The organism is Bacillus sp. R86525 (assembly GCF_042466195.1).
GTDB classification, from domain to species: Bacteria; Bacillota; Bacilli; order Bacillales; family Bacillaceae_G; genus Bacillus_A; species Bacillus_A nitratireducens.
Map to the genome: position 1 here is coordinate 239,059 of NZ_JAXHPX010000006.1, position 26,398 is coordinate 265,456.

Sequence of the window (26,398 nt, forward strand, 5' to 3'; positions counted from 1 at the left end):
TTTAGTCTCCTATTCTTTCAATTTTTAGAACCTTCTTACATGACCAGAAAAGACTTTTTGCCAATACGGATTATTTAAATCTTCAATGGAAACACCTTTATTTGTTTGGCATCCAATGAATGTGTTTTTATCAATTACAATGCCAACATGCCCGTCATGTTTATAGGTATCAAAGAAAATAACATCACCCGGTTTCATATCATTTGCTGATACTTTTGTACCGATTCTATTTAATGTTTCCGTACTTACCTCTCCTATTGGGCTGGTATACATTCCTACTTGTTCGAATGCCCAGCGTACAAAACTACTACAATCAAAAATCCCTCTTGCAATGTCATTTGTGTTACGTCCTCCACCAAATACATATGTAGAACGCCCTATCCATTGACGACCTACATCGGCAACTTTTGAACCGCTACTTCCTCCACTTCCTGGATTTCCTCCACCACCAGAAACGACAGAACCCGGTTGATAATATTTCAAAACCGCATCGACGTACAGGATATCGCCATAACACGCTTGATACGGTACGGCTTCTGGTCCAAGACAATGATACATACCCGTGTGGGCTACTTTTTTGTATTGCTCCTGTGAGAATTTTATCGCTAATTCCTTTGTATATTTACCACCATTTGAGTTAACAAAATCAAAAAATCCTGTTCCGAAGTTGTACGCTTGGAGGGCTGTTTTGATATGATCCATGTCACCAGGACTCGTTACACCAGCTCTTTCTATCGCATGTTTAAACTCCTGTACGCCAGCCCATATGCTGTAATCGGGATCAGTAATACAGTTTGGTGATTTACAATATTTCGTATTAAATGCACCCTCTGATGATTGCATCGGATCACTACCTCGACCTCCGCTTTCCTGCATCATTTGTGCAAGCATTAAAGCAACAAACGGTTCCACGCCAAACTCTTTCGCATGCTTCCGAATCGTAGGTTCCCATTTTAGAACTTCAGGCGAAACATTCATGACTTGCCCTTCACCTGTATACGTAATATCACCTGTGTCTGTTCCACTCTCTCCACCCATTGCCGCAATAAAAATACTTATTACTCCAAGTAGAAGAACAGAAAAAAGACCCATCACAATTAGTGCTAAAGTGATGAGCCATTTCTTTGGTATAATCTTTAAAACTAGATGCATGGTATTAAGCACCTCCCCCGAATAACATCAATTCTTCGTCCGTTACTTCTACATGGAAGTGAATGTTTTTTACAGCCCCAATACTTAAGATGACATCCCCTGTTGGCAAATGTGGAATCGCTGCAATCTCACTTTCACTTAATTGTCCTGCAAATACTTTTCGTAACATATCTAAACTGTTATTATCTTGCTGCATGATAAATTTGTACTGTGTAAGTTCAAATAGCTTTTTAATTTCATCAATCATTTCTTGTGAAGATCCTTCCGGTACAAAATCTCGAATCGTGTGACTTGCATATAAAAGCCCTGCAAAATATTTTCGATCTTCTCGGCTAAATTTAGTTAAAAATTGTAAAGCATGAGCGCTTTCTTTTTTCGTGTTTATTATATGATGCGCCTCGTCAATAATAATGAAATAACGAATTACATCTTCAAAAGCAAGTTGTTGTTTAGTATATGCCTCTAATTGTGGCGCACCATTGGATATCATTTCATCCCATATTAAATTAAAAACATTAAAAATTTGCGCCTGGAATACTTCCGGTTTAAAATTTGAAATGTTTCGTAAGGAAAACGATACAACTTGTTCTTTTTTAAAGTTTTCAATAGTGGAATGACCATCAAATAATTGTGCATATGCTTCTACTAAATTTACAAGATTTAATTCAATCAACTCTAGACGATGTTTTCTGCTTTCTCCTAAATTCTCATGGTGTTTTCTATTTTCTACATTCTCATATAATTCATCACGAACAAAAGATAAAAAGTTTGAGAAAATGGGATACTCATTTGGTTTTCTTGTTGTAATTTCATTTTTCGCTCCTTTTTCATCATTCCATAATCTCATTCGAATATATAATTTACGAAGCAAATTTTCATATTCTTTAATTTCATCATCTTTTGCTTCTGGCGCAATGAATCGATAAAAAATTGTTAGTTTAGATAGATGTTGAGTGAAACTAACTTCTTCAAGTTCTGCTGTCTTATATACTTGAAGTGGGTTAATTTGACCTTGCGAACCATCTAATGCAATTGTTTTCCCGTTCAGATCACGTACTGTTTCCTCGAATTCACCTACAATGTCAAAAATACGAATAAAATGACCTTTACTTGCATAGTCTACTGATTTCTTTTTTAGTAATGTTGATTTTCCAGCACCAGGCTTTCCAATCATTACACCGTTATAAAACTTTCTTTGTTCATCTTTATGAAAAATATCAAAAATAACATTTCCTTTTGTTTTCGTTGTCCCATAATACGTACCGTATGGATCGTTCAAATAAGAATAGTGAAATGGACACCCACCAGCCAAACTGACTGCTGGAATTTCTTTACCTTTTCTTCGGTTCACATAATTTTTTTGTGTATCAAAGCTCGTTACGAGTGCATCCCATTCATACTCTTGTTCATTTAAAAAGACAGCTCCTCGAAAGTTATAAGATTCTAATGTTTCCATGATTTCTTTTACTTGTTTTTCTAACTCATCTATTGTTCTAGCGGAAACATAGATACGGATATGAATACGTTTCATGACCTCACCTTGTTTCAAATCCGTATAGAGAGCTTCCAATTCTAAAAATTCATTTTTTGCATCAATCCGATCTATATTATCCTTTGCTGTATCATGCCGAACACTTTGTTCACTCATGGATTTATTAATAGATTCAACGACTTCTTTTCGATCATCACTCATTACATCTAATGTCGTAATCACATTCGGCATATTCATAATTTGCTCTAACCAAAAATCATTTACTTCTGTTGGATAATCAAAAACATGAATACAAGTACCTAATCCATCACCTGTTTGAACATAATTTTCTTTAAAACTGATTCCCCCTTGTGGCTGAACTTTAGCCAATAAATAAGGGTTGTAACCTTTCTTCTTTTTTAGTTCTTCTTGTTTTTCCTTTTTGGATTTTTTACTTTTGAACGCAAACATATTGTTTCCCCCTTACTACCATATATTTTTAGTTCCCAATTTTGCATTTTGGTTAAACAATTTAAACATAAGCTCTAGCTTTTTCTCTTCATCCACCTCTAATAGTTCGGTAGAGCGTTTGATATATCGCTTTGCTGCATCTACACGTTCTTTTACGATTAATTCCGTTTCTCCGTAAATAAATAAGAAGGCTTCCCGATTTGTTCTTCCCCATTCTAAAAACTGAAGTTCTTTTAACTTCTGATTTAAAATCCGTTCATACAAAGGACTAGTACATTCTTTAATTTTCTTCTCTATATATCGTTGCTGTTCGGTAGTTTGGCATGGGAAGTTTAAAAAAACGAGTTTAATGGACTGTTTGTAGGCTTGATAAAAATATGCATGTGAGAAAATAACAAATGCTTGTTCATCGCTATTCTTGGAGAACATATCGTCACCTTCAACTTGAAGAATTTCTAAAAACTCCTCATTTTTCAGCTCAAATATTCCATCCTCCGTCATATCTACGATCTGTATAATTTTCGCAATACTTTTCTTTACCTTTGGTGGTGCTTCTTTCTTTTTTCTAGATAAAAAACCTAAAAGTTTAGGATTTTTCTTTTTCGAAACATCTTTCTTTGGCTTTTCTTTCTTCTGTTTTTTTACTTTTTGTTCTACCTTTGGTTTTTCTTCTTTCTTTTTGTCGGGTACCACTTTCACAATTTCTTTTGGTTCAGAAAGTGATTCTTTTACATTTTTTTCGTTAAATTGAAATGCTTTTTTCTTCGGTCTTTCTAGTTGTTTTGGCTCTTCTTTCTCTACATCTTTTTCGCTGAATAACGCCATATGTGATCCCTCCCTTATTGATCGTTATCAATGGCACAATATGCGCCTTTTCTTCTTAGCAATGTAATAATCAATACTTCATACATTCGTTTTTGAGGATTCGTACTTGGTCGCCAAATCATGATAATTGCAATAGCTGCCATGAAAATAACAAATGGTAATTGAAAGGAATCATGTACAAAATTCCTAAGAATCATCGTTACAACTAATAAGCCAATTAATAAAAAGAAATCTATTAAATAAAGCACTTTATTAATCCGTAATTCTGTACTGATTTCCTTCGGAATCCGATAGCTTCTCATCGGGATTCCCTCCTTTTCGACAACAAAAAATAAGCGTACGATTACGCTTATTTTTTATCTGTATTATTTTTATTTTTGTTTACAATATCTCTCCAACTTTTACCCGTGTTTTGCCCCATCTGATAAAAACGCTTTGTATTCTGTACCGTTTCAGAATTATGAATGCGCTCTTGTACTCCTCTTACCTTTTGTTTCACGGATGATGTTGTATTTTTAACTTTATCAGTTGTATATTGTCCTAATGTCCGTGTTTCCTGACTTCTACTTGCTGCCACTTCTTTATCACTTTCATAAGGAATAATTGGGCTACTATGTGTCACCGTTACGATGTCGGCTGGTGCCGGGCTTCCTCCACTTGGTACTGATCTTGATGTTTCCATTGGTGCCGGGCTTCCTCCACTTGGTACTGGTCTTGATGCTTCTATTGGTGCCGGGCTTCCTCCACTTGGTACTGGTCTTGATGCTTCTATTGGTGCCGGGCTACTTCCACTTGGTACTGGTCTTGATGCTTCTACTGGTGCCGGGCTTCCTCCACTTGGTACTGGTCTTACTGTTCCTGGTGTTTGACTTCCTTCACTTGCTCCTTGTCTTACTGTTCCTGGTGTTTGACTTCCTTCACTTGTTCCTTGTCTTACTGCTCCTGGTGTTTGACTTCCTTCACTTGCTCCTTGTCTTACTGTTCCCGGTGTTTGACCTCCTTCATTTGTTCCTTGTCTTACTGTTCCTGGTGTTTGACTTCCTTCACTTGCTCCTTGTCTTACTGTTCCCGGTGTTTGACCTCCTTCATTTGTTCCTTGTCTTACTGTTCCTGGTGTTTGACCTCCTTCACTTACCCCTTGTTTTACTGTTCCTGGTGTTTGACTTCCCTCACTTGCTCCTTGTCTTACTGTTCCCGGTGTTTGACCTCCTTCATTTGTTCCTTGTCTTACTGTTCCTGGTGTTTGACCTCCTTCATTTGTTCCTTGTCTTACTGTTCCTGGTGTTTGACTTCCCTCACTTGCTCCTTGTCTTACTGTTCCTGGTGTTTGACCTCCTTCACTTACCCCTTGTTTTACTGTTCCCGGTGTTTGATTTCCGTCACTCGCTCCTTGTCTTACTCCTCCTGCTGTTTGATTTCCTTCACCCGCTCCATTTTCTTTTCCAGCTTCTTTCATTTCATCTTGAAGACTTGTTGTTCCCGATTCTTGCCCATTCGCTACCCCAGGGTTTTCGTTCCCTCCTTTTTTCATGTCTTCTTGAATAGATGGCGTACCACCATTCTTTTTATCTTCTTCCTTATTTAAGTTACCTTTTTCTTTTTCCTTATTTGCTAAATCATTTCCTTTTGCTTTCTTCTCACCAGCTTTTTTCATTTGATCTTGCAAGGACTCTTTATTTTCAGACTCACTCCCTTTTTTCAAACCACTTATAAGACCAGCCACGCCACCTGTTGCCATCGCTGCCGCACTTGCTGTTTTAGCTGCTGCAACACCAGTTCCTTCTGCTGCACCTTTCGCCCCTTTTCCAATCATATTCCCTAGACCCTTCATTGGTTTTGAATTTGCAAGAGCGCCAATTCCTTTACCCAGTGCGAAACCACCTGCTAACATGCCCCAACTGCTCTTTAATCCAATATCTATTCCAAATAGCCTTTCTACGACTGCCGGGCCATCTAAAACTGCCATACTAAATGCCGCTAATGCAATCAGATACGGCACACCATTTAATTTGTCATGGAGAAACGCCGTTCCCATTATATATAGCTTCAAAGATAGGAATATCATAATCGTTGCTATAAATATATTGAGGATATTGGATAACACGGCTTTTAACTTTTGACCATTCGCAACATCGGCTGGTGCTAATATGTTGGCTAACAAGTAGTTAAATGCCAATTCATAAAATAATCTAGCTAATTTAATACTCACCAATAACAACGTTGCGCCAGTTATTAGTAAAGTAAAGAATATGTTCCAAAAACTCCAATGCCAGCGATAATACTTTTCGGGAAAGAAATCAAACCAACCATCTTTCAATTCAGCTATAGATGCCACTCCCATTCCATCCATCACTCTTTTATACTTAAGAATATCTTGACCACCTTCAAATAATTCCTTATCCTTCGCAAATTCAAAATCTTTATCTATCTTTTCAGTAATATCAATTTGTCTAATACTTTTTTCCGGAATATTATTTTTCGGATTCATATCTTCTTTCTTTTTCCATCCGTTTTGGTCAATTACTGCAACATCCGTTATATTCTTCTTAATAATTTCATCACTTAAAGAACCCTTTTGTTCTGATTTTACAACTGCTATGGCATCATCGGTGAACTTATCAACCTTTGTCATACCAGTACTTAATAAACAAAGTACACTCAGTGTTACGAAAATATTGATGATAATTTGAGAACGGTTCATTTGTTTGTTCATAATGAACATGTAGCCAATATATAAAAACGATATGGCTAAAAGAACAACAAACAATGGATATAACATATCAACAAAATTTTGTATTTCCGGTGAATTAAAGAATCCTTTAATCCCCAATATGGCATCTGTCACACCTTCTAAAGCATCTACAACTAAAGATAAGCCTACAATTAGGAACCATCCTAGCCAACGCAATACATAATTCACGATGTCCCCTACTTGAAGATAATCCGAGAATGTTTCTAAAACCTTTAAAATCTCTTCATCTTTCACGATTTACCCTCCTCTCATGCTTGCTATTGCCCTAATAATTCTTTTGCTGTCCAATTCACCCTTTCATTTAGTCTGTCGATTCGAATAATTAATTTACCTTTTTGTTCTCGATCTACTGAAAGGAAAAGAACCGCATCTTCTAGACCAAGAATGACCTCATTTTCTTCTGTTACAAACGGCGAGTAACTATCTAAAATCATTTGCATTTTATCCGTTATTGTCGGTACGCACATTCCCTCTTCCTCCTTTAGTTTGGATTCAAAAAAGCACTCAATCATTTGAGTGCTTTTCTAACTCGTCACTTGTTCTTTTTCTTTTAAATCACGCAAGATTCGATTAATCTTGTTTTCGACTGCTTGATAAACACTTTTGTCGATGTGGTCATTGTGAGCTAACATTTGAAATTCACTGTAAAACCCACCCATTTCTTGATTTCCAACCTCATCTATTGATTTCCCTAACTGTGCTAAAAAGAACTTATCAACCAGTTTCAAAACCGCTAAATCAGATTCGAAAAATTCATTAACCGTTTTTTCCTTCCAATTTTCAATGGAAAGGGAATCAAACGGGCTATCTTCCTGCTGAAATGCCTCTTCCGGAATCTCTTCATCAATTTCCATCATTGTTGGTTCTTCTACTGGCTGCGGTGTCTCTATTTGAGAAAAAGCTTCTTGTTCTGGTACTTGTTCTGATTCGGATGTTTTTCTCTCAATTTGTTCTACTTTTCTCTGTCCTAGAAAATCTACAATAAGTGATTTTGGATTTACATCATCATGTAGAGAATCAATATCTATATCTAAAATAGATTTATCTGTATCGAACTCTACCCCTAAGTACTCCCATCTATATTTTAAAGCTGTTTCTCCCGTATTATAGATTGGTCGAGGTCTGATACGTTTTCGGTTATTATCCTGACGTTTTATAACACGAATAACGGCACTTTCTCCTTCTTTAAAATTCATAAGTTCATTTGCTGTTAACAATGGGCGTTGGTCTAGACCTTCCGTTTTATTTTTATCAGTAGAAAGACCTTTCCCACTTCGGGAAGGTAGGTTAATCGTCTGATTCCCTAGTTTTTTGGACACTTTTTCGGCGGTTTCTTGATCGTTCGTTAGAATGTAGATGGTATTCCCACAGTTTCCATCAATCGTATCTGCATCTTCACCATATTTATTTTTTAATTGTGCATATGCCTGGATTATAAGGTTAAAGCGAACATTTCTACCAAGACAAACCGTGATAATATTTGCCATTCCTTCAATACTCGGCATGTTACCAAACTCATCTAGGCAAAAAACCACTTCACGGTGACATTTCCCTCCACGAGCGAGGGATGCACCCTTTGCCAATATAAAATAAAGCTGCCTTACAAAAATAGAAGCAATGACATGGTTCGAAGAATCAAAGTCTGGTGTAATCATAAAAATAGCGACTGGCTTATCGAAATAATCCACTTTTGTTATTTTCATATCTTCATTTTCTTCAACTACTTTAAATTCTGTATGACCTGTTTTTTCATCTATTTTTGTAATAGTAATAGATGTATTCGTTTGAGGGTTTTCTTTTTCATTACATTGAATGGTATCTCCAACTTGCATTACTTGTTTGAAATCTAATGCAAAACGTCCTGTAATATCTGCCTTGATAGACTCCTTTGAGCCATCTGGAAATACAATGTCTACTCGTTTTCTAGGTGTCACTTTTCCTTTTATCATTTTTCCAAAACCGACACGTTTTAAATCCACACTATTTTTCGCTGTCATTTTAGCAATTTCATCAAATGTAAAAATTGAAAGTCCATTCATTGTTTGGGTAAAAATCCCGCCTCGTGTCGTTCCTTTTGAGAAGTTTGAGGTTGCATATTGCATCTTCGCAACGCTATCCGCTGGTAAGCCTTCAAAGTATAAATCTAATGCATTTTGTGGATCTGCTTCCGGATCTACGATTACCTCTTTTGAACCAAGTTCTGATAACATATTTGCAACTGCATACATTGTGATTTTTTCTTCTGTACCTTCCGCAATACATTTATCTGTAACGGCTAATATCATGGCGTTACACAAGCTCATAGCGCACTGTTGCCAAAAAGGATCTTTTACAGTTGGCTTGTAATACAAAGTGTGTGAGAGTGTCTTACATAATGCCTGTGCCGTTGAATAATCTCCATCTTTATAGGCATCTTTGACAAGCTGCAATAAGTTATAGCTCATAGAATCAAGTGGAGTTAACAGGTTCAAAACTTCAATGTGATAGCCTCGTTCTTCCAGCGTTTCTTTCGATGCGCTGAACAATTCTCCCTTTGGATCATTAAAAATTAGGGAGGGTTTATGTTCCGCTCTAGAATAGACATCAATTGTAGGAAATACATAGGTTTCCCCTTTACCAGAGCGTGTTGTACCAATAACTAAGTTGTTTACCGGGCTATCATCAATGAATACCTTATCACCTAGTCGGGAGATAACAACACCACCGCCACCTTTAAATGATTCCTCTCGATCTGGTACAGCTCGGTATTGCTTTTTCAACTCTTCAACTGTTGTAAAACGACTAGATCCTTTCTGATGATTATTTAAGTTTTTAAAAGAAGATTTCAGCTTATACACCGTTCTTGCTATAGTTCCAATTACTACAAGGAAAACAAGCAAGTAGTAAATTGGATGCTCTGCAATTGGCATCTGAAAAAGAAATCCTATCTCCATATGAAATGGTTTGGGGTGCAATAAATCACTAAATGTTGTTTCTATCAGCTCTAAAGATAAGTTGAGTAAAAAATTAGCGATTAAAAACATTCCAACAAACAAAAAAGTACTCAATGGAATGAGTACTTTTTTTTCAGCTAACTTATATTTAATTGAAATTTCTTCCTTGTACATGGGCAAGTAAATCCCCCTTTAAACTGTTACATCTGATTTTGACTCTTTTTTATTTAATTCTGTTGGCTTCTCTGGATCTGTTGGTTTTTCTGGATCTGTTGGTTTACCTGGATCTGTTGGTTTTTCTGGATCTGTTGGTTTCTCTGGATCTGTTGGTTTTTCTGGATCTGTTGGCTTCTCTGGATCTGTTGGTTTTTCTGGATCTGCTGGCTTCTCTGGATCTGTTGGCTTCTCTGGATCTGTTGGTTTTTCTGGATCTGTTGGTTTACCTGGATCTGTTGGCTTCTCTGGATCTGTTGGCTTCTCTGGATCTGTTGGCTTCTCTGGATCTGTTGGCTTCTCTGGATCTGTTGGCTTCTCTGGATCTGTTGGTTTTTCTGGATCTGTTGGTTTACCTGGATCTGTTGGTTTTTCTGGATCTGTTGGCTTCTCTGGATCTGTTGGCTTCTCTGGATCTGTTGGTTTTTCTGGATCTGTTGGTTTACCTGGATCTGTTGGTTTTTCTGGATCTGTTGGCTTCTCTGGATCTGTTGGTTTTTCTGGATCTGTTGGTTTCTCTGGATCTGTTGGTTTTTCTGGATCTGTTGGTTTTTCTGGATCTGTTGGTTTCTCTGGATCTGTTGGTTTTTCCGGTTCTGCTGGTTTACCTGGATCTGTTGGTTTCTCTGGATTTGTTGGTTTCTCTGGATTTGTTGGTTTTTCCGGCTCTGTCGGCTTCTCTGGACTTGTTGGTTTTTCCGGCTCTATTGGCGGCTTTGGTTTTTCTGTCCCTGTATTTTCCGTATTATCATTCTCACCCTCCGTTATAATTGATGGGGTCACAATTGCATCTGGTTTCTTCTCTGGTGGAAGAATATCTCCTATACTCGCTACTGAAGAATCAATATTTTGATCGCCAAATGCAAAGTGATCTCCATTCACGGTGACTTGTGGGTTATTATCTGTAATAGCTGCAATCACATTATCTTTTGCTGTATCTTGAATTGATTTATCTGTCGTTTCTTTATCAAAGAGTGCTAGAACACGAGAGGTGGTTTCATCTCCATTTTGAAGATTACTTACAATGGATTTTTCTTTAAAATTAATTTTCGATTTATCAAGCTCTTCGAGAACATAAGCAACTTCATTATCCTTACTTTGAATTGCATTCTCTGTAATTGCTTCGAAATCTTGTTTGTTCAGATTTTCTTTCTTTTCCTCCGGCTTATTCTTATCTACCTTTTTTGTAATAGCTGTTTTACTTTTTGATGATTCCTTACTTCCAAACCAACTGCAACCTGTCGTACTTAATATCAATGAACCACCAAGAAAAACAATTCCCATTTTTTTGTACAGATTCTCATAATTTAAAGGCATGTTATTCTCTCCCCCTTAGATGTTCTGTAGATCTTTATCAATTTTTTCAATCTTAGCTTTCTTTTCCTCTTCACTTATCGTAGATTGTTGAATATCTCGTTTCTCTAATTCTTTGATCTCTTTCATTACGTTTTTATTTCCTTGTGTTTTGGCAAAAGAATAACAATCTTCATATTTTTTTAGATGTACAAAAGCTTCAACAATGAGCTTTTCACGTCTACCATCCATATTGACTTTCCCCTTAAGTTTGATTACCTCCTCATATTTCTTATTAAGCGCTGCCTTTTCAAAGTCGATTACATCATTTTTGACATCAATTTCATTGATTTTATTCATGTTGTCTATCCCAATAAAATAAGCAACCACACTTTCTGCAAATTTAGGCTCATATTGTAATGCCTTATTTGCCTTTCCGTTTAATAAATAAGTAAATAAAACTGCCTTCTGACTATCTTTGTCTAATTCTGTGTAATTGACCTTATCGAAGTATTTAACGGCTTCTCCATACTGTTGAATGGCTGCCTGTTGTAATCCTTTTACTACATATTGTTCAGAACCAGCATTTGCACTCGAAACTGGTTCGGAAGAGAATAACTTAAAGGCAAATATGGCACCAGCTCCAATTAACACTACGCTTCCTATGACACTCGCAATAATCTTGAATCCTTTTCTATTTCCCTTTCCAGGCTTTACTTGTGGCTCTATTTCATCCGATGGACGATAAGAGGGTTCTTCCGTTCTTTCTGGTAATTCTTCTTGATATTCATATTCTTCATGAAAAGGAGAATCATTGATTTCTCTTTCTAACGTTTCTAACAGTTCCTTCTTTTGTTCCTCTTGTTCCGGATCTAATTGCATCACATTCATTTTTTTAGAAATGTGATCAAAAATATGATCTGCATATCTCGAACCCAGTGATAATGTACCGTTATAAATTTCATTAGAATGACCATCTAACAAATTGAAATCAATATGTTCTTGACGCCCTGCCTCTCTATAAACTCGTTCTAATCGCTTCGTTAAGATATAAGCTTCATGAAACGAATATTGCTTACCCGACTCAATTTCTGTTCCATTACTACTCTTAAAAATGACAAACATGGCTTCTCCTTTCTCACATTTACTTTAAAGTCTGCGTACACTTTCTAAATTTTTCGAAACTAAAAATCCTGTTTTATTTCAAATCCTCATACGATGAATAAAATTTACCTTCTTCAGCAAGATCAAAATGTATTCCAATAGGTGGAGAAAGTCTTTCTGTCCATTGATACCCTTCTTCAATGTAACCTTGCAACTCATTCACTTCTAAAAATTTTCGTTTTCCTTCTACTGCATATAATTTTCCCTCTGGATAACCGAACTTACGGTATTCCCATAGTATCGAGTGTGAATCAGATTTTCTATCAGGGAATAACTTAAAGGCTATAACACTCGTTTCCAAAGAACCTGATTCATATTCTTGAAGATAGAAGGGAAGGTATACACCGATCTTTTTCAGAACTTCCTTTCCTTGGATTTCACGTATATAAAAGCTATCCCAATCATCTTTTTGCTTCTCTTTCCAATTACTATATAACTCTTCAGGAACTCCAAATTCTTTACATTTATTTTCTACAAATTTGTAATATGCATTGTTATAATCTCGAATTGTTTCCATTCTTTTATTCCTCCTTTACATGCATGTAAATAATAATCCTGTTCAAATTTTAATAAAAAAAGGCAACAAAAAAAGCCATACCCTTTGCATAGCTTCCTCATTGCCTTATTTATATTTGTTCACTATTTCATCCAAAGAAACGGGAATAAAATTTGACCAAATTTAACATTAGTATTTACGCTTTCCGCTAAGTATTGGCATCCCATTACAATAACGAGTCCGACTGCCCCACCAATAAACCACCAAATACATTTATGTCTGCCTCGTTCACCACCCCATATTAATAGGTAAGCGCCAAAACAAAAAACGATTGCTGTACTAACCAATGCCCCTCTTTGCATCCATGTAACAAATGAATTCCCTGTATTAATTAGACCATCCATCGCATCACCTAACACTAACATTTGAGATAATGTTTCCAACATTGACATACACATTCACTCCCTTTTCATTTTTAAATGCTTATACGTTACTAAGCTGACTTAATTCATTCGCCTTGTTGTCTTCTTTTACTTCTTTTGATGTTGCCTTATAAGCTTGTAAAGCTTTCATAACAAGGTCTTGATTTTCTTCAATATATTTCTGATGATGTAAATGAAGCCAATGGTTATAATCCTGACCATTGGCTCTTAGTAAGTTTGCTACCATATCTTTTTCTTTTTTTAACTCCCTTTGTGAAATGGTCACTATATCACCACCTTTCAATGATTATGTGATTACTTCTGATATTGTTCTTTGCAATTTTTAACAAAATAGGTAACTTCTTTTTCAAAATCAGATGGTTTAATTTCTTCAAATTTTATTGCTTTCTTCAACTCTCCTTTTTCATAGTAAGCAAGGGTATCACGTTTTTGTGACAAGCCGAAGTCATGCTGATTACTTGTTCTTGGAACATCCTCTCTACCCCCAAATAATTCTCTAGCCAGTATATCGTTTTGCTTTGCTAATTTTTCGACTTTAAAAAGTATATCTTCTCTTGTTTTCTTATCATTATTCAATAGTATAAAACCTGTGCCATCCTCACTCATGAACTTCTTCATTTCTAACGGACTAAGTTCCATTACTTCCCCTTTTCCCGAACTAAAGACAAATGTTGAACCAATACCAATTGCAATTAACAGTCCAACAACAGCGGAAATGATCCACCCTTTTCGACTCATGTATGTTCCTCCCTATGTCATATTCTTATAAGCGATTTTGAAGTGTGATGAGACACATTTAAACTTCAACATCTGCCTTTATTTTATAACATTTATAGGAAAGTGGGATAGAAAATGGAAATATCATTTATGGCTGGAATGACGAACCCTGTATTGGCATGCGTATAGAGACTAATCCCGACCTAGCTTCTATATGCCCAATACCGCACTACGTATTTTGGCGTGAACGTAGAACCTTATGTATCTACTGCCGTGATGTTCCTCGCTTCTTCAGAATGTCAAAATGGGATATTCCTCACGAGTACTGACACAAACAGGTCTTTGATACAATGCATTCCCCAGTGGTCACAGATGAGTTTTACGATCTTACTCACCCAACGATAATCGTATACCTAACCCCTCTAGTGACCTTTTGAGGGGAGGCACGCATATATATTGTATATTTCACCTTTCTACATCATTACTGAAAGGAAGAGGTACACAATATACATCTAAATTGCCAAAGAGCAAATTACTTTGTGCTATGTTCTCAGCACACTTCAAAATCGCTTTTTTTATTTACACTTTTGTTTGACAGCTACTAATTCCGTATGTTTATTTTTTCGTTTAGCAATTAAGTTTTGATGTTCATCTCTAACCGAGCGCACTTGATAATAGATTTGAGCCACTTTTTCAATGCTTCCTGTGCTATTTTCAATTGCGATGGTGCCTTTCAGTTCGTATGTTTTTCCATCAAAAGTTTTGACACTATGAGCTTGTGATGCCGCAATATCATAAAATGTGAGTCTTTTTTCTTTTCCCATATGAACGCCTCCTATTTTTGATAAAGAAGGGAGAAAAGCGCTTCTCCCTTGTCTAGTTTTCTAGCCATCTAGATAGGATGAAATAGTGAACGAGTGCTTTAGATCATGCTAGGATTGTTGTGTTATACGAGGTTATGATGCGTTGTGCTGCCTCTTTTCCGTATATGTGCTGTAATGCGGATTGAGATTCAACTACGATTGAATGCTGAATGTGGTATGTTGCGCTTTCTTTTAAAAACTGCTCCATATGAGGGATTGGGTACAAATCATATTGATGAAATACCAGGTGAATCGGTCTTATATTCTTGCATTCTGTTAGATATTGAAGAAAATTTGATAATGCTTCTCCTCTCTCTTGATACGTACTTGTTTCCGTTTCGATACTGATATACACAACTGATTTTTGTTTTAAGTCAATCTCAAGAGTTTCATAACCAGTTAGTAAATCATGTTTGATGATGTGATATCCTTGTTTTCGTTTTTCATGATGTGTATCTTCATAAAAGATGCCTTTCGGATCAAAAATGAATATAAAATCATCGGTTGTTTCCTTCACACCTTCAATGACCGATTTATAAGCTCCAAAACGAGCTTTTATGACACCTGCAACCTTTTCCCCTTCATTCAGTTCTTTCAACGCTCTAATCACCTTTGTATACTTCTTAGCTACGCCTAACATGTACTGCACTCCTTCCTATTTCATTTTCCTCTTCTGACTACTACTGAAACCAAAAATACTCTTTTTGTTCCCCTTGCTTTTCACGTTGATGTTTTTCAAGAATGTATAGCAAGGTGTTAGTTATCGCATCCCTTGTTTCTTTTGAATAAAGACCTAGTTCATGGAAGATATGATAAGCTGGATGCTCATTCTCAAGCGAATTTACTACCTCTATCAAGTTCGCTTCACTCCCATACGTTTTTTCCATGAACTCAATAACTTTTTCCATGTCTAGGTAATATAGTTTTTTATGCCGTTGATCCAGATATAAAAAGCTTCCTGACAATTATTTTGTAGCGGATTCTATCCAATAATCACGTTGCTTTAATGGTTTAATTACAGTTTGAGCAATTGAAATTGCTTGCATCAATTCTTCTGAAAACCAAGCACTCTTGCACCGCATAACGTTTTCCCTAAGTTTCCCTAAATTCCCCATTTTATCGAAATAGAATTCAGACATCTCATATCATCTCCCACTCAGCTTCTTATATCTTACTCTCTAGCAAGAACCACTATTTAAATGGAAATTGAGAGTATACATGCATTCCGACATCCAATAGCAAAACCTAACGGATTTTTATGTATTGATTTTCGGCCTTACCGCCTGTTGTCGGAAGATACGTTTCGATTTTATTTGGTATTTGTTCTAGTGGTGGTTTCATAACAATCTGTTGTGGTTTCTCTAGTTGCGAAATGAAAGGTTTTCCGGTATCTGTGGTTGTGGCACTTCTGGTTGCCCTAAGCTGTTGTGTTGTCACTGGAGTATGTGGTGGGGTGATTTCTTCTGATCCTTCACCGTTTGCTTAATAATTTGACCATCTTCTTTAATTTCAAATGAGAACATTTCTTCATTCAGTAAATATCCTTCTTGTGCGAATGTTTCTTTATACGTGTATTTTCCATATGGAAGTTTATTGTTGCCGGAAATAGGAGGTTTAATGCTACAAGGAGCGCACTCATTGTAATGAGTAGCATACGACACGAAAGTTTCAACATGACTAACAGCTTCCTCATATGATATGCAGTTTTTAGAGAACTAAAAAACTAAATTTTCAGATTCATCAACTTAAAAAAAGTATTTATGTTATCACTTTTCTGTATTTTTCATTTACAATATAGATGTATAATTATTGTTTAGTTAGTAAATGAAATTTGTTTCATTCTAATCTTGCACGATAGTACGTAGCAAAAAACAATTTTTCAATTGGCTCATTGAAAATATCAGCAAGAACTTTTGCCCTATTTTCAATAACTCCTTTTGTACCAGTTTCAATGTGATACAGAGTTTTCAAAGGTATTTTAGAAGCATCCGACAGCTCTTGAATTGATAACCCTTTTGATTCTCTAATATTGCGTATAACAGTCAATTCCCCACCCCCTTAATCACATTCTATTCTCCTTAAAGTAGAATGTCAATTCTTTTGGGATACTTTTATATCCCTAAGGTGAATTAATTTCACTTTAAGGATAAATAAGAATCCCTAATGTGAATATAATGAATGGAGTGAAATAGATGATACAGAATTATTTCGGAGAAAATGTTAGAATTCTAAGAACGCTTAAAGGATTAAATATGAAGGAACTTGGTGATGTTTTAGGAGTCGCTAGTAGTACTATTTCCAATTGGGAAAATAACAGGAAAGAGCCAAGTTTTGAAATGCTCCAAAAGATCTCTATATATTTTAATGTAAGTACTGATCGACTCCTAAATCATAAAATTGGTGATAGTGAAGCTCTTACAACAGAAGATCGAAAATTAGTTGTTGAACGTTTAGCACAAGATTTGTATGAAAGCTATAAAAATATTCCTGATAAAGATAAACCATTATTAGAAAATGAGTTAATTGAGTATGCAAAATACTTAACGCATAGAATTGAGACTAAAAATAAATTAAAACATAGCTGAAATACATTATCCTTCTTGGAAATTTCCAATTAACAATAATAATTCACGATAAGTTTCTAAAATATTATTATCCTGGTTAATCATTTCATTAAACCACTCTTGATTAAGATTCATTTTGTAACCCTCCTCCCATATTTCACATGAATTTTATGTGTTAGTGGCACGAAATTTGTACGCTTTATAATAATGAGCCATCATTATAAAGTACGAAAGACGCTACTTTTTAGTAGCGTCTTTCTTGCTTAAACGGCTTAACCACCTCCGGGATCGACCATCCTTTGCATAACATATTTATTTGTATCTTGCGCTTTTGCATATTGTGAATCTGGTGTTTCTAATTGAAAAAACGATGTCAATAGCATCACGGTATATAACGTAACCGCTAAAAATTTATTCACTTGACTTCACCTCTTCTTTTAATAGCTCCTTCTTGACGTATTGCGAATAAAAAATATTACCTGTCAATTCGAAAGATTCTAACGATTCTTTTAATCCTATTATATCATTATTTACTTTTGAAAACGAATACTGCTGGAATGCCGTAAATTTTTTACCATCTTTTCTCAAATCTTCATATAGTTTATTTCCTTTTTCCCAATCACCATGCATGCATTCAAAAAAAGCCTTCTCAGATGAATGAATAAGATCAAATCTTATCTCATCTAAATTAATACCATTTTCTATATACAAATGCGCTAGTGTAGTATGAAACGCTAAATACTTTTGTGTTTTTTGTGGAACTTGAATACTTTCACAAAGAGAAATGGCTTTCTTAATATACTTCTCAGCTGTAGATGGACATTCAAACGTGAAACTTTCTCCTAAACAGCACCAAGCTGTAGCCTTGATAATAGAAATATCCAATTCAGAATCTAAAATTTCATAACATGTATTGCGACATCTATCTAAGGCATTTCTCATTAAATATATATAAGCCAGTCGCTCTTTATATTTCATTTCCAAGCATCTCTTAACGTACTCTTGTTTCACTTCTTTTAAAATGACATCTGTACGATCAGCATAAGGAATAACCGCATTATAATTTTGCTTATCATACATAGCTTCCATATATAAAATATTTAAGGCTGCTTGACACACTGTATCTGAAGAGAAATCTTTGGTATACATCTCATCTAGAAGTTGCTGACCTCTTGCTATGTTTTGATTTCTTTTATTCTGTATTTTATAAACCGCTATGTACTTCTTTAATCCCTTTGTATCCGCATGCTTTTCTATAATATCTGCTATTACTTCGTATTCTCCCATTGCTTGGCAATAGCATAATGCTTTTTGTACATTTAATGGTGTTTTACAAAGAAGAATATATTCATGAATGATTTTTCTTTTCTCTTCCGAACTATTACAAATGGCCTGAATTAACTTTAAAAAAATCTCAAATTTAAACTCTTCTGTTTTACATTGAAGTCCGTTATCAATTGTTGTTTTACTTGTTCCAATTTCCTTTGCTAGTTGTCTACTACTTATTTTCTTTTCAGCTTTAATTTTTGACAATTTTTCCATTAAATTCTCCAATGTAAAGCCCCCTTCCAAGCACAAGACACATCACCCAATATAAATTATTAAATAGATGTTTTAATCCATAGTGTAGTATTTATATATATTCTTGGAGGTTAATAATTAACTTTAATAATCGGGTAATCAAAACTTGTTATTATATTACTTAATGTTTTTCTCATAAATTGTATAATTAGAAATATTTTAACACGAAGGTCTTATCGTTATGTGTAAATTGACCATTATAAAAATTTTATATTTATTTATCAGAAAATTCAAAAATAAGGATGAAGACATTAAAATTCAGATGTGTTTGAATGAATACATTTAAATGTTTTTTACAGATGGGATAAAAAAGGCCACTCGAGGGGATTGATATTATTTTAATGACAATATAAGATATATAGAAAGATTGTATTTTAAAGAAGAAATAATTTTAAAAAATATTTACACATAAAAAAAAACCCACTATACACAGTTTTAAATTGGTCTCTAGTTTGGCGACATGAACCAATTTAAAACTCCTAGAATAGTAAGGGTCTTATTTAACATTTTTTAATATTCACTTATAAAAGTAATTATAACATAAAGTGAATTTAATGTGAATAAGAACCTCTATTTTTCCATGTTTTTTCTGTATGTGTTTAGTGGGAAAAATAGGAGGTTTTTTCAGTGTTGTTGCGAAACTTTTTGCTTAGTCGAGCAAAAGCGGAACTAAGTCCCCACATCCATCACTTATCCAAAACTCCTGGAGCTATCAATCAAGCAATCAAGAAAATAACTTCTTATATTGATAGTGTTGTCCTAGAGTGTGAAGGTGCTACCACTAAAGATTATCTTACCAAAAGGAAATACGAAGCTTTAGAGACTGTTTTATCTTATTTAGTACAAGAAGGCTATAGTCAAGTTAGACAAGAACACATTAGCAAAAAATCTGGGATTTCAAAACCTATTATTAATTACATTTTTAATTGGCTGCAAGATTTAGGAGTATGTCAACAAATAAAGGTAAGACGGCACGGAAAGATTGCCCCCTCTGTTTACATCTTAACAATACATAATAATTATTTAAAAATCGTTGAATATTTCAAGATAAAATGGGCTGTAGCAATTGATGTTTGTGCTACTTTTACTAGATTTTTAAAGAACAAAATTAGTAAAAAGTCTGATGTGACAGATCCTGATTTTTTGCAAAAAAACAATTTTAAACCTTCACCTTCCTTAGATTTTTTCGGTATTGAAGAGCAATCAAAACCTGCTGTTAATCATGAGGAACAAGGAAAAAATAATAGATTACAAGACTTAAATGATTATTTGAGTGAAGATCAGAAAAAAGCGTATTACTACATTTTGAGTCAAGAGCTAACATACCTATCTGAAAATGATGCATACACAATTGCTTTAAGATTGCCACCGGATATTGATCGCTACATACGATGGGATTTTGAAGAATGTGTGCAATGGTTCCAGTTTAATAAAGCTGAAAACAGTAATCCTGCACATTTCATAAAAATGCTTAATCAAAAATCTAAACAAAATCAAGATCGTAGAAAACGTAATGCACAAAATACAAGCTCACTCTTAGATACAAATAATAGTCATACATTTGTTTTTTATAATTTTTTAGAAGAGCACAATTAAAATCAAAAAAATCTAATTACAAATAGCCTTGCTGAAAAAAACATATACAGCAAGGCTATTTGTAATGACTTCCTATAGTTCTCTATAGCCTTATTAATCTTCAATAAAATAACTTCAAAAATCATATCCATTTTCTATGGATTATAATTATTTTTCTTTTAATTCAACTAAAAAAATTACACCTTATGAATATAATATATTCAATTATTTACTAAACTATTTACTTAGAAATTTACTAAGTATAAATCTCTAATACCTTGATACACTAAACATCACGAGCCAAAAATCAATTCTAATGTTTATATTTATTTTAATTTCTAAAACAAGATTTATTAATTATAGTACTTTGCACCTTTTTGTAACTTTTTAGGGAAGCTTAGTATACCTTCTAAAGGATTCCCTAATTTTTTATTTAATTTGGCATAACTTACTTCTTAAACAATTGGTTAAACTGTGATTCTACCAGTTGAGTGGAAGCAATAGCCAGTTGTTATTCATCAATCTTGTTCAATAGTATTTGATTAATTTGTTCTAATTTGTCTATGTGCTTTAAAAGTTAAAAGCTTCGTATTCATGGATTTCCACTCTTTAAAATGTATAATAACTTGTCTCATACATTGTCTTAACAACTGATTTCATTATACAAGTTTCTTCGTCCCCTCTTCTACTACTGTACAATCTACATTTTGTTCCAACATCTGTTCTATTAATTTTAACGAATCTTGAAATTTTTCATGGTAATCATTATTTGATAGAGTAAAATTAATGAGACGAAATTTCATTTTAATATATTTATAGTTTTCACTTTTTTTAAACAGGATTTATTTACTGTAAGTATCAACTAAATAACATTAAATTTTTCCTTATACTTTTTCTTTCAATTTATTTTAATTACAATTACCCTTCTCAAATTAATAAACATCTAGATTTATTACCCCTTTCCCTCTCCCTATATACATCTACATCTCATATCAAATTATTAGCGTATATTATTCAGAAATCTGGTCCATACTAATACAAATGAAACCCAAAATTATGTTTTTTTAACAATAACTATTTAATATTTAAACAACACATTTTAACTCCGAATAATCCTCATTACTTTTCACTTACAAAAATAACCCCGTTTGAGATTCAAAACCAAACAAATAATATCAGTACCTTTTTAAAATCCAAGTAATACATACTATGCAAACTTCAATACAACAATAAACGCTACTTTAACGCATAGCGTTCACATATAAATGAAGTTTTCTCTTTGCTTTTTAGACATTTGTAATTAACAAATAGTACTTAATTGCTAATTCTATTAATGAAAGCTTTGATTCTATTGCAAATATCTAGTAAAATTCTTATATCAGCAACAAACTTCTAATATTAATAGTTAGTTTTAAAATAATTTCCTACTTACATTAATGTTGTATAAATACTTGTTCACTTCCAACAATAAACGCTATTAGAACGAATAGCGTTTATTATTGAAAAAACATTAACGCTAGATGTATAGACTGACTTAATATATAAGTATGTATAAAAACAAACTGATATGAGTACAAATGATTAGATGGCTGCCTATAAAACTTTTACTCTTAAAGGAAAGATCTTTTCAAGAACGAATCAATATCTAACACACAAATAATGGAGGTGTGAAGTTTGGAATATGGATATTTTGCACAAGAAGTAGCAAAAAAACTAGATATAAACACCAATACACTTCGCAGATGGTCAATTGAACTAGAAAAAATGGAATATATATTTGAAAGAAATGAGCGTAATCAACGAATTTACTATGAGAATGATATAGATATCTTAAAGCAAATGAAAGAATACTTAAATCAAAACTGGAAACTAGAAGAAGCTGCATCAAGAAGCATGGAAAACACTGAAGAGAACGCTCAGAAAACGGATAGCGTTCATGAGGAAAATGAAGTTCAAGTAACGCTCAGAAAACGTTCAGAAACAGATATTTTGATGATTCAAGAAAAATTTTCTTACATGTTTGAGCAACAAGATAAAATTGTACAGCAGAACCAAGATATCATTAAACTATTATTACAGGAACGCTCAGAAAAAGAAGACAAGGATTTACAGATTCAGTTATTACAAGAAAAACTGGATAAAGCAATTGAACTATTGAATGAAGACCGCCAAGAACAGCAAGATAACACCAAAAAAACGTTCATTCAACGTTTTTTTAATCGGAATTAAATCAGATATACGTTTTTTATCCAATACATATCTAATTGAGTAAAAAAAAGCGGTAGCTACCGCTTTTTTTTACTCATCCTCACAACATAAATACGTACTTTTGTAAAAAAAATTTTATAATATGTTTTTTATTTCTTGTTTAATTTTGAGAATGTACTTTTTTATCGTTTTCTGACAGAATACTGCTTCCTCAAGCGTGTGAAGTGGACTAACTCAACGGTAGGTGGGAGATGAATGTCAGTAGGCGTAAGCCTACATTTTTTTGTATACTGTAGATATCCTATAACAAAGTGGGGTGCAACCGATGTTAGTAAATAAAGCATATAAATTTCGAATCTATCCGAATAAAAAACAAGAAATAGTAATTGCTAAAACGATTGGTTGCAGTCGTTTTGTATTTAGCCATTTTCTCGCTCGGTGGAATGATACTTATAAAAAAGCAGGAAAAGGGTTAACCTATCCTTCTTGCTCTGCCGAGCTTACTCAATTAAAGAAGCAACAGGATACGATCTGGCTAAAAGAAGTAGATAGTATCGCTCTTCAATCCACATTAAAAAACCTCGCAGATGCTTTTTCACGTTTTTTCAAGAAACAGAATGATATGCCACGATTCAAGTCTAAAAAGAATAAAGTTCAATCCTACATAACCAACCAAGCAAACAAACGGAAATATTACAATTACAGGCAATAAAATAAAATTGCCTTATTCGCTTTGCCAAAAGTCGTGAAGTAGAAGGTCGTATTCTACATGCGACGATTCGACGTAACCCAAGTGGTAAATACTTTGTATCTATCCTCGTCGAAACAGGAGTACAAAAAATGCCTAAAACGAAATCCACTTGTGGAATTGACGTTGGACTAAAAGGTTTTGCCATTCTTTCTGATGGTACTACATACAAGAACCCTACATTCTTCCGTATATTAGAAGAAAAGTTAGCGAAAGCACAGCGTATTCTTTCTAGAAGAACAAAAGGTTCTTCTAATTGGCATAAACAACGTGTGAAAGTTGCACGAATCCATGAACATGTTGCAAATGCAAGAGCTGATTACTTACATAAACTTTCTGCTGAAATCATCAAAAAGCACGATGTCATTGGTAAAGAATACGTACGATTCAGTGGCATGCTCAAAAATACTTGCAAAAACTCTTGGTCACAATTTCAAACACTGTTGGAATATAAAGCAAAGTGGTATGGCAAACAATTAGTTGTATTATCTAAAACATTTGCTTCTCGTCAATTATGTTCCAATTGTAACTACAAAAACAAAGATGCTAAAAATCTAACCATTCTTGAGTGGGATTGTCCTTATTGTGGCACACATTATGATAGAAATCGTAACACAGTGCTCAACCATAGAAATGAATCAATTCCTCTCTTAACCTTAGGAACTATGGGGATAGAATACTGAATTAAAAAGCGTTAGGCTTCTGTACTTAAGGATCCCTCACTTCAAACGGTCCGCGAAGATGTTAAGTGCTGAGTGGTTCAACATATTTTGGTTAAATGAATTCCAAGATGACCACAGTTACATATCTTATTGGACCTTTCTTATGGATTCCAAAAACACTCTATATTGCTAATATCAACATGTTAATCCTATTTTCTAAAATTACTTAAGTGTATTCTTTGCCGATTTTTAGGGAGGATTGACTAATCCTCTAATTCCTCAACTACATAATAAACCCCCTATAGGAAACCACATGCTTTTTCTAGTATTCTTTAATTCATTTTGTCAGATTAGATTTTTTATATACATTGCCATTAATTGCTGCATTCATTATTACTAAATCCTATGCGTTCACCATTTACAAAACGTTAAATTAACGTTTTGTAAGCGCTCATTTCGTTTTTTCTTATTGTATTAAACTACTTGCCATCTAATATCCTTACAGATCGTTTCGGATTCAAGACACTAAACACAGAAAATCTTCTATTCTCTACTTTGTTAGGCCGCTATCACATAGTTCCTTGGCCTTTTAGACGAATCACATCGCTCTTATAATTTAAATCTTTGCTACTAAGATATTTGCCACATGAAGAACACGCCCATTAATGTCTATGTTTCCGTAATCATACTTCGAACATCGTCAGCTAACATCAACTACTTTTTTTCATACCACTTCGCTTTAAATACTTCATGACATATAGCATTGTGAAGCTCTATGCTTCATTTAGTCAGGATCGTTATTATAACGTTCATTAGTTATTACAACATAGAAACCTACAACTTTATTATCGAGCTACTAATTGATACACTTGTTATCATTTTTATATATTACTTTAGCATAAATTGCGTCATTTAAAACAACTCAGAGTATTGATATTAAAGGGATAGACGCTGAAATAACGGGTAGCGTTCACATTAAAAATCACTAAAATAACACTCGATAACATTTAAGTTGAAGACAATTTCAGCACAACCACAACTACATATTTTTTTGTCCTTTCTTATGGATTCAAAAGATACTCCATATATCTCCAGCCTACTTTAATATATTTGTCAGATTGTATTTGTTATATGAAGTGTAGCATTCAATTAAGATAAATCTTAAGATCTGTAATAATAAAAAAGCATTATACAATCGCAGCATTCATTATTACTAATTTATAAGTCTTATGAACACTGTTTAATAAAACATATCTATCCTAAAATCACATAATACGTTTAGATGTAAATATATCTTAACGTATTATATTAATGAAGGGAATTTCTTGTAAACGCTATGCGCTCACATTTCGCAAAGCGTTAAATTAACGTTTCTCAAGCGCTCATCTGTTTTATTTCTTCCTATCGTATTAAACATCTTGCGCCTTAAACAGTCTGTAAGAATGTTTAAGGCGCAAGATCCACTAAGTAAACTTCTTAGTTTGTTAGGTGACTATTTTCGTAATTTCTATGCTTTATAAATGAACCACTTCGTTTTTATGATTCAAACTTGTGCTAATACCTTTGTAATAATGTGTGTTATAAGAAGGACACTCTCATTAACATCTATAACACGGCAAAACTTTGGGCATTTTTTAAAATATGCCCTTGGAAGATTATTCTTTGCTTCTAGCAAGTTGTTTCCTGTTTAAAGAATTTAATACGATATAATTTTACTTCATTTAGTTGGAATTGTTGTTATAATATTCAGTACTAATTATAGAACACCTTATATATTTTAGATTGCTTTTATCATTTAAATGGAACACAACATCATTTAAATACTTATTTTATTAATTGATACGCCTGTTATGAGTAACGCACTTTAAACAACTCCTAACGTTGTAGTTAAAGGGTTAGTCGGTAAAATAACGGATAGCGTTCACGTGAAAATTATCACTAAAATAACACTTCGATAACGTTTGAATTGTAAAAGAATCCTGATTCCTTAAAATATCCACTTAACCTTTATAGATTAAAGTTAAGTTTAATAATTTTAATTTGTAACGTCTTCGATTTGGTGACATCATTTAAAAACATAGTTGCTTAAAAGTAGTATTCTCAAAATTATTACAAAGTACTTCTTCCTCAAAAATATGAAGGTGGGCGATGCATACAGATTGTCTTGTTACCATATACTTGTACAGATTACTTTTTTATTAGAATGTTGGTTGCAGAAAACTCATTGCAATTGTAAAACATTCAACGTTCTATCGTCCCACACTTGA

21 protein-coding genes and 3 pseudogenes are annotated in these 26,398 nt (G+C 33.9%); 4 read left to right on the forward strand and 20 right to left on the reverse strand.

The genetic code is table 11. The features are described 5' to 3' along the window. Positions 1 to 24: 24 nt before the first annotated feature. The 18 genes and pseudogenes from SJY24_RS02210 to SJY24_RS02295 all read right to left on the reverse strand — a co-directional run bounded on the left by SJY24_RS02210 (position 25) and on the right by SJY24_RS02295 (position 16,839). On the reverse strand, positions 25 to 1,152 hold the full coding sequence (locus SJY24_RS02210) for a bifunctional lytic transglycosylase/C40 family peptidase (RefSeq protein WP_377863597.1): 1,128 nt from the start codon (positions 1,150 to 1,152) through the stop codon (positions 25 to 27). A gap of 4 nt (positions 1,153 to 1,156) precedes the next feature. Next, positions 1,157 to 3,094: a VirB4 family type IV secretion system protein gene (locus SJY24_RS02215; RefSeq protein ID WP_377863598.1), complete on the reverse strand. Its 1,938-nt coding sequence runs from the start codon at positions 3,092 to 3,094 to the stop codon at positions 1,157 to 1,159. A gap of 15 nt (positions 3,095 to 3,109) precedes the next feature. Then, positions 3,110 to 3,919, reverse strand: a complete 810-nt coding sequence (locus tag SJY24_RS02220) for a hypothetical protein (RefSeq protein ID WP_377863599.1) — start codon at positions 3,917 to 3,919, stop codon at positions 3,110 to 3,112. A gap of 14 nt (positions 3,920 to 3,933) precedes the next feature. Then, a complete protein-coding gene (locus tag SJY24_RS02225; protein ID WP_002130425.1) occupies positions 3,934 to 4,221 on the reverse strand; it encodes a DUF5592 family protein in 288 nt (95 codons plus the stop codon). A 47-nt stretch (positions 4,222 to 4,268) separates the two neighbouring features. Next, a complete protein-coding gene (locus tag SJY24_RS02230) occupies positions 4,269 to 6,905 on the reverse strand; it encodes a pLS20_p028 family conjugation system transmembrane protein (RefSeq protein WP_377863600.1) in 2,637 nt (878 codons plus the stop codon). Between the two features lie 23 nt (positions 6,906 to 6,928). Beyond that, positions 6,929 to 7,138 (reverse strand): hypothetical protein, encoded by a 210-nt coding sequence (locus tag SJY24_RS02235; protein WP_377863601.1) that lies wholly within the window; start codon positions 7,136 to 7,138, stop codon positions 6,929 to 6,931. Between the two features lie 57 nt (positions 7,139 to 7,195). Further along, positions 7,196 to 9,778 (reverse strand): VirD4-like conjugal transfer protein, CD1115 family, encoded by a 2,583-nt coding sequence (locus tag SJY24_RS02240; RefSeq protein WP_377863636.1) that lies wholly within the window; start codon positions 9,776 to 9,778, stop codon positions 7,196 to 7,198. A gap of 18 nt (positions 9,779 to 9,796) precedes the next feature. Further along, positions 9,797 to 11,134: a hypothetical protein gene (locus SJY24_RS02245; protein WP_377863602.1), complete on the reverse strand. Its 1,338-nt coding sequence runs from the start codon at positions 11,132 to 11,134 to the stop codon at positions 9,797 to 9,799. Between the two features lie 15 nt (positions 11,135 to 11,149). Next, positions 11,150 to 12,235, reverse strand: coding sequence for a hypothetical protein (locus tag SJY24_RS02250; RefSeq protein WP_377863603.1), 1,086 nt, complete (start codon positions 12,233 to 12,235; stop codon positions 11,150 to 11,152). 73 nt (positions 12,236 to 12,308) lie between these two features. Then, a complete protein-coding gene (locus SJY24_RS02255; RefSeq protein ID WP_377863604.1) occupies positions 12,309 to 12,791 on the reverse strand; it encodes a hypothetical protein in 483 nt (160 codons plus the stop codon). 122 nt (positions 12,792 to 12,913) lie between these two features. Then, positions 12,914 to 13,222 (reverse strand): hypothetical protein, encoded by a 309-nt coding sequence (locus SJY24_RS02260; protein ID WP_377863605.1) that lies wholly within the window; start codon positions 13,220 to 13,222, stop codon positions 12,914 to 12,916. Positions 13,223 to 13,253: 31 nt separating this feature from the next. Next, complete coding sequence (locus SJY24_RS02265) at positions 13,254 to 13,478, reverse strand: hypothetical protein (RefSeq protein WP_377863606.1); 225 nt, start codon at positions 13,476 to 13,478, stop codon at positions 13,254 to 13,256. Between the two features lie 29 nt (positions 13,479 to 13,507). Further along, a complete protein-coding gene (locus SJY24_RS02270) occupies positions 13,508 to 13,951 on the reverse strand; it encodes a hypothetical protein (protein WP_377863607.1) in 444 nt (147 codons plus the stop codon). A gap of 554 nt (positions 13,952 to 14,505) precedes the next feature. Beyond that, positions 14,506 to 14,754 (reverse strand): hypothetical protein, encoded by a 249-nt coding sequence (locus SJY24_RS02275; protein WP_098605879.1) that lies wholly within the window; start codon positions 14,752 to 14,754, stop codon positions 14,506 to 14,508. A 103-nt stretch (positions 14,755 to 14,857) separates the two neighbouring features. Continuing rightward, complete coding sequence (locus tag SJY24_RS02280) at positions 14,858 to 15,433, reverse strand: TraM recognition domain-containing protein (RefSeq protein ID WP_377863608.1); 576 nt, start codon at positions 15,431 to 15,433, stop codon at positions 14,858 to 14,860. Between the two features lie 40 nt (positions 15,434 to 15,473). Continuing rightward, positions 15,474 to 15,932: pseudogene (locus SJY24_RS02285) on the reverse strand (TRAG family protein). A 106-nt stretch (positions 15,933 to 16,038) separates the two neighbouring features. After that, positions 16,039 to 16,385 (reverse strand): annotated as a pseudogene (locus SJY24_RS02290) (MSCRAMM family protein); the annotation flags it as partial. Between the two features lie 244 nt (positions 16,386 to 16,629). Further along, positions 16,630 to 16,839, reverse strand: a complete 210-nt coding sequence (locus tag SJY24_RS02295; RefSeq protein WP_090978805.1) for a helix-turn-helix transcriptional regulator — start codon at positions 16,837 to 16,839, stop codon at positions 16,630 to 16,632. 146 nt (positions 16,840 to 16,985) lie between these two features. Here SJY24_RS02295 and SJY24_RS02300 point away from each other — a divergent pair, with 146 nt between their 5' ends. Beyond that, positions 16,986 to 17,378: a helix-turn-helix transcriptional regulator gene (locus tag SJY24_RS02300; RefSeq protein ID WP_090978803.1), complete on the forward strand. Its 393-nt coding sequence runs from the start codon at positions 16,986 to 16,988 to the stop codon at positions 17,376 to 17,378. 251 nt (positions 17,379 to 17,629) lie between these two features. Here SJY24_RS02300 and SJY24_RS02305 read toward each other — a convergent pair whose 3' ends face one another. Further along, the gene (locus SJY24_RS02305; protein ID WP_179862568.1) at positions 17,630 to 17,776 is read right to left on the reverse strand and encodes a hypothetical protein; all 147 of its coding nucleotides are present in this window, start codon (positions 17,774 to 17,776) and stop codon (positions 17,630 to 17,632) included. Then, on the reverse strand, positions 17,769 to 18,899 hold the full coding sequence (locus SJY24_RS02310) for an AimR family lysis-lysogeny pheromone receptor (RefSeq protein WP_377863637.1): 1,131 nt from the start codon (positions 18,897 to 18,899) through the stop codon (positions 17,769 to 17,771). Before SJY24_RS02310 ends, SJY24_RS02305 begins: the two co-directional genes overlap by 8 nt. 666 nt (positions 18,900 to 19,565) lie before the next feature. Here SJY24_RS02310 and SJY24_RS02315 point away from each other — a divergent pair. From SJY24_RS02315 to tnpB, 3 genes and pseudogenes are all read left to right on the forward strand, one after another. Next, positions 19,566 to 20,534, forward strand: a complete 969-nt coding sequence (locus tag SJY24_RS02315) for a Replicase RepFR55 (protein ID WP_377863609.1) — start codon at positions 19,566 to 19,568, stop codon at positions 20,532 to 20,534. A 1,653-nt stretch (positions 20,535 to 22,187) separates the two neighbouring features. Beyond that, positions 22,188 to 22,742 carry a MerR family transcriptional regulator gene (locus tag SJY24_RS02320; RefSeq protein WP_377863610.1) on the forward strand — a complete coding sequence of 185 codons (555 nt, stop codon included), beginning with the start codon at positions 22,188 to 22,190 and terminating at the stop codon, positions 22,740 to 22,742. Between the two features lie 304 nt (positions 22,743 to 23,046). Beyond that, positions 23,047 to 24,152, forward strand: a pseudogene (tnpB, locus tag SJY24_RS02325) (IS200/IS605 family element RNA-guided endonuclease TnpB). Positions 24,153 to 26,398: the final 2,246 nt, after the last annotated feature.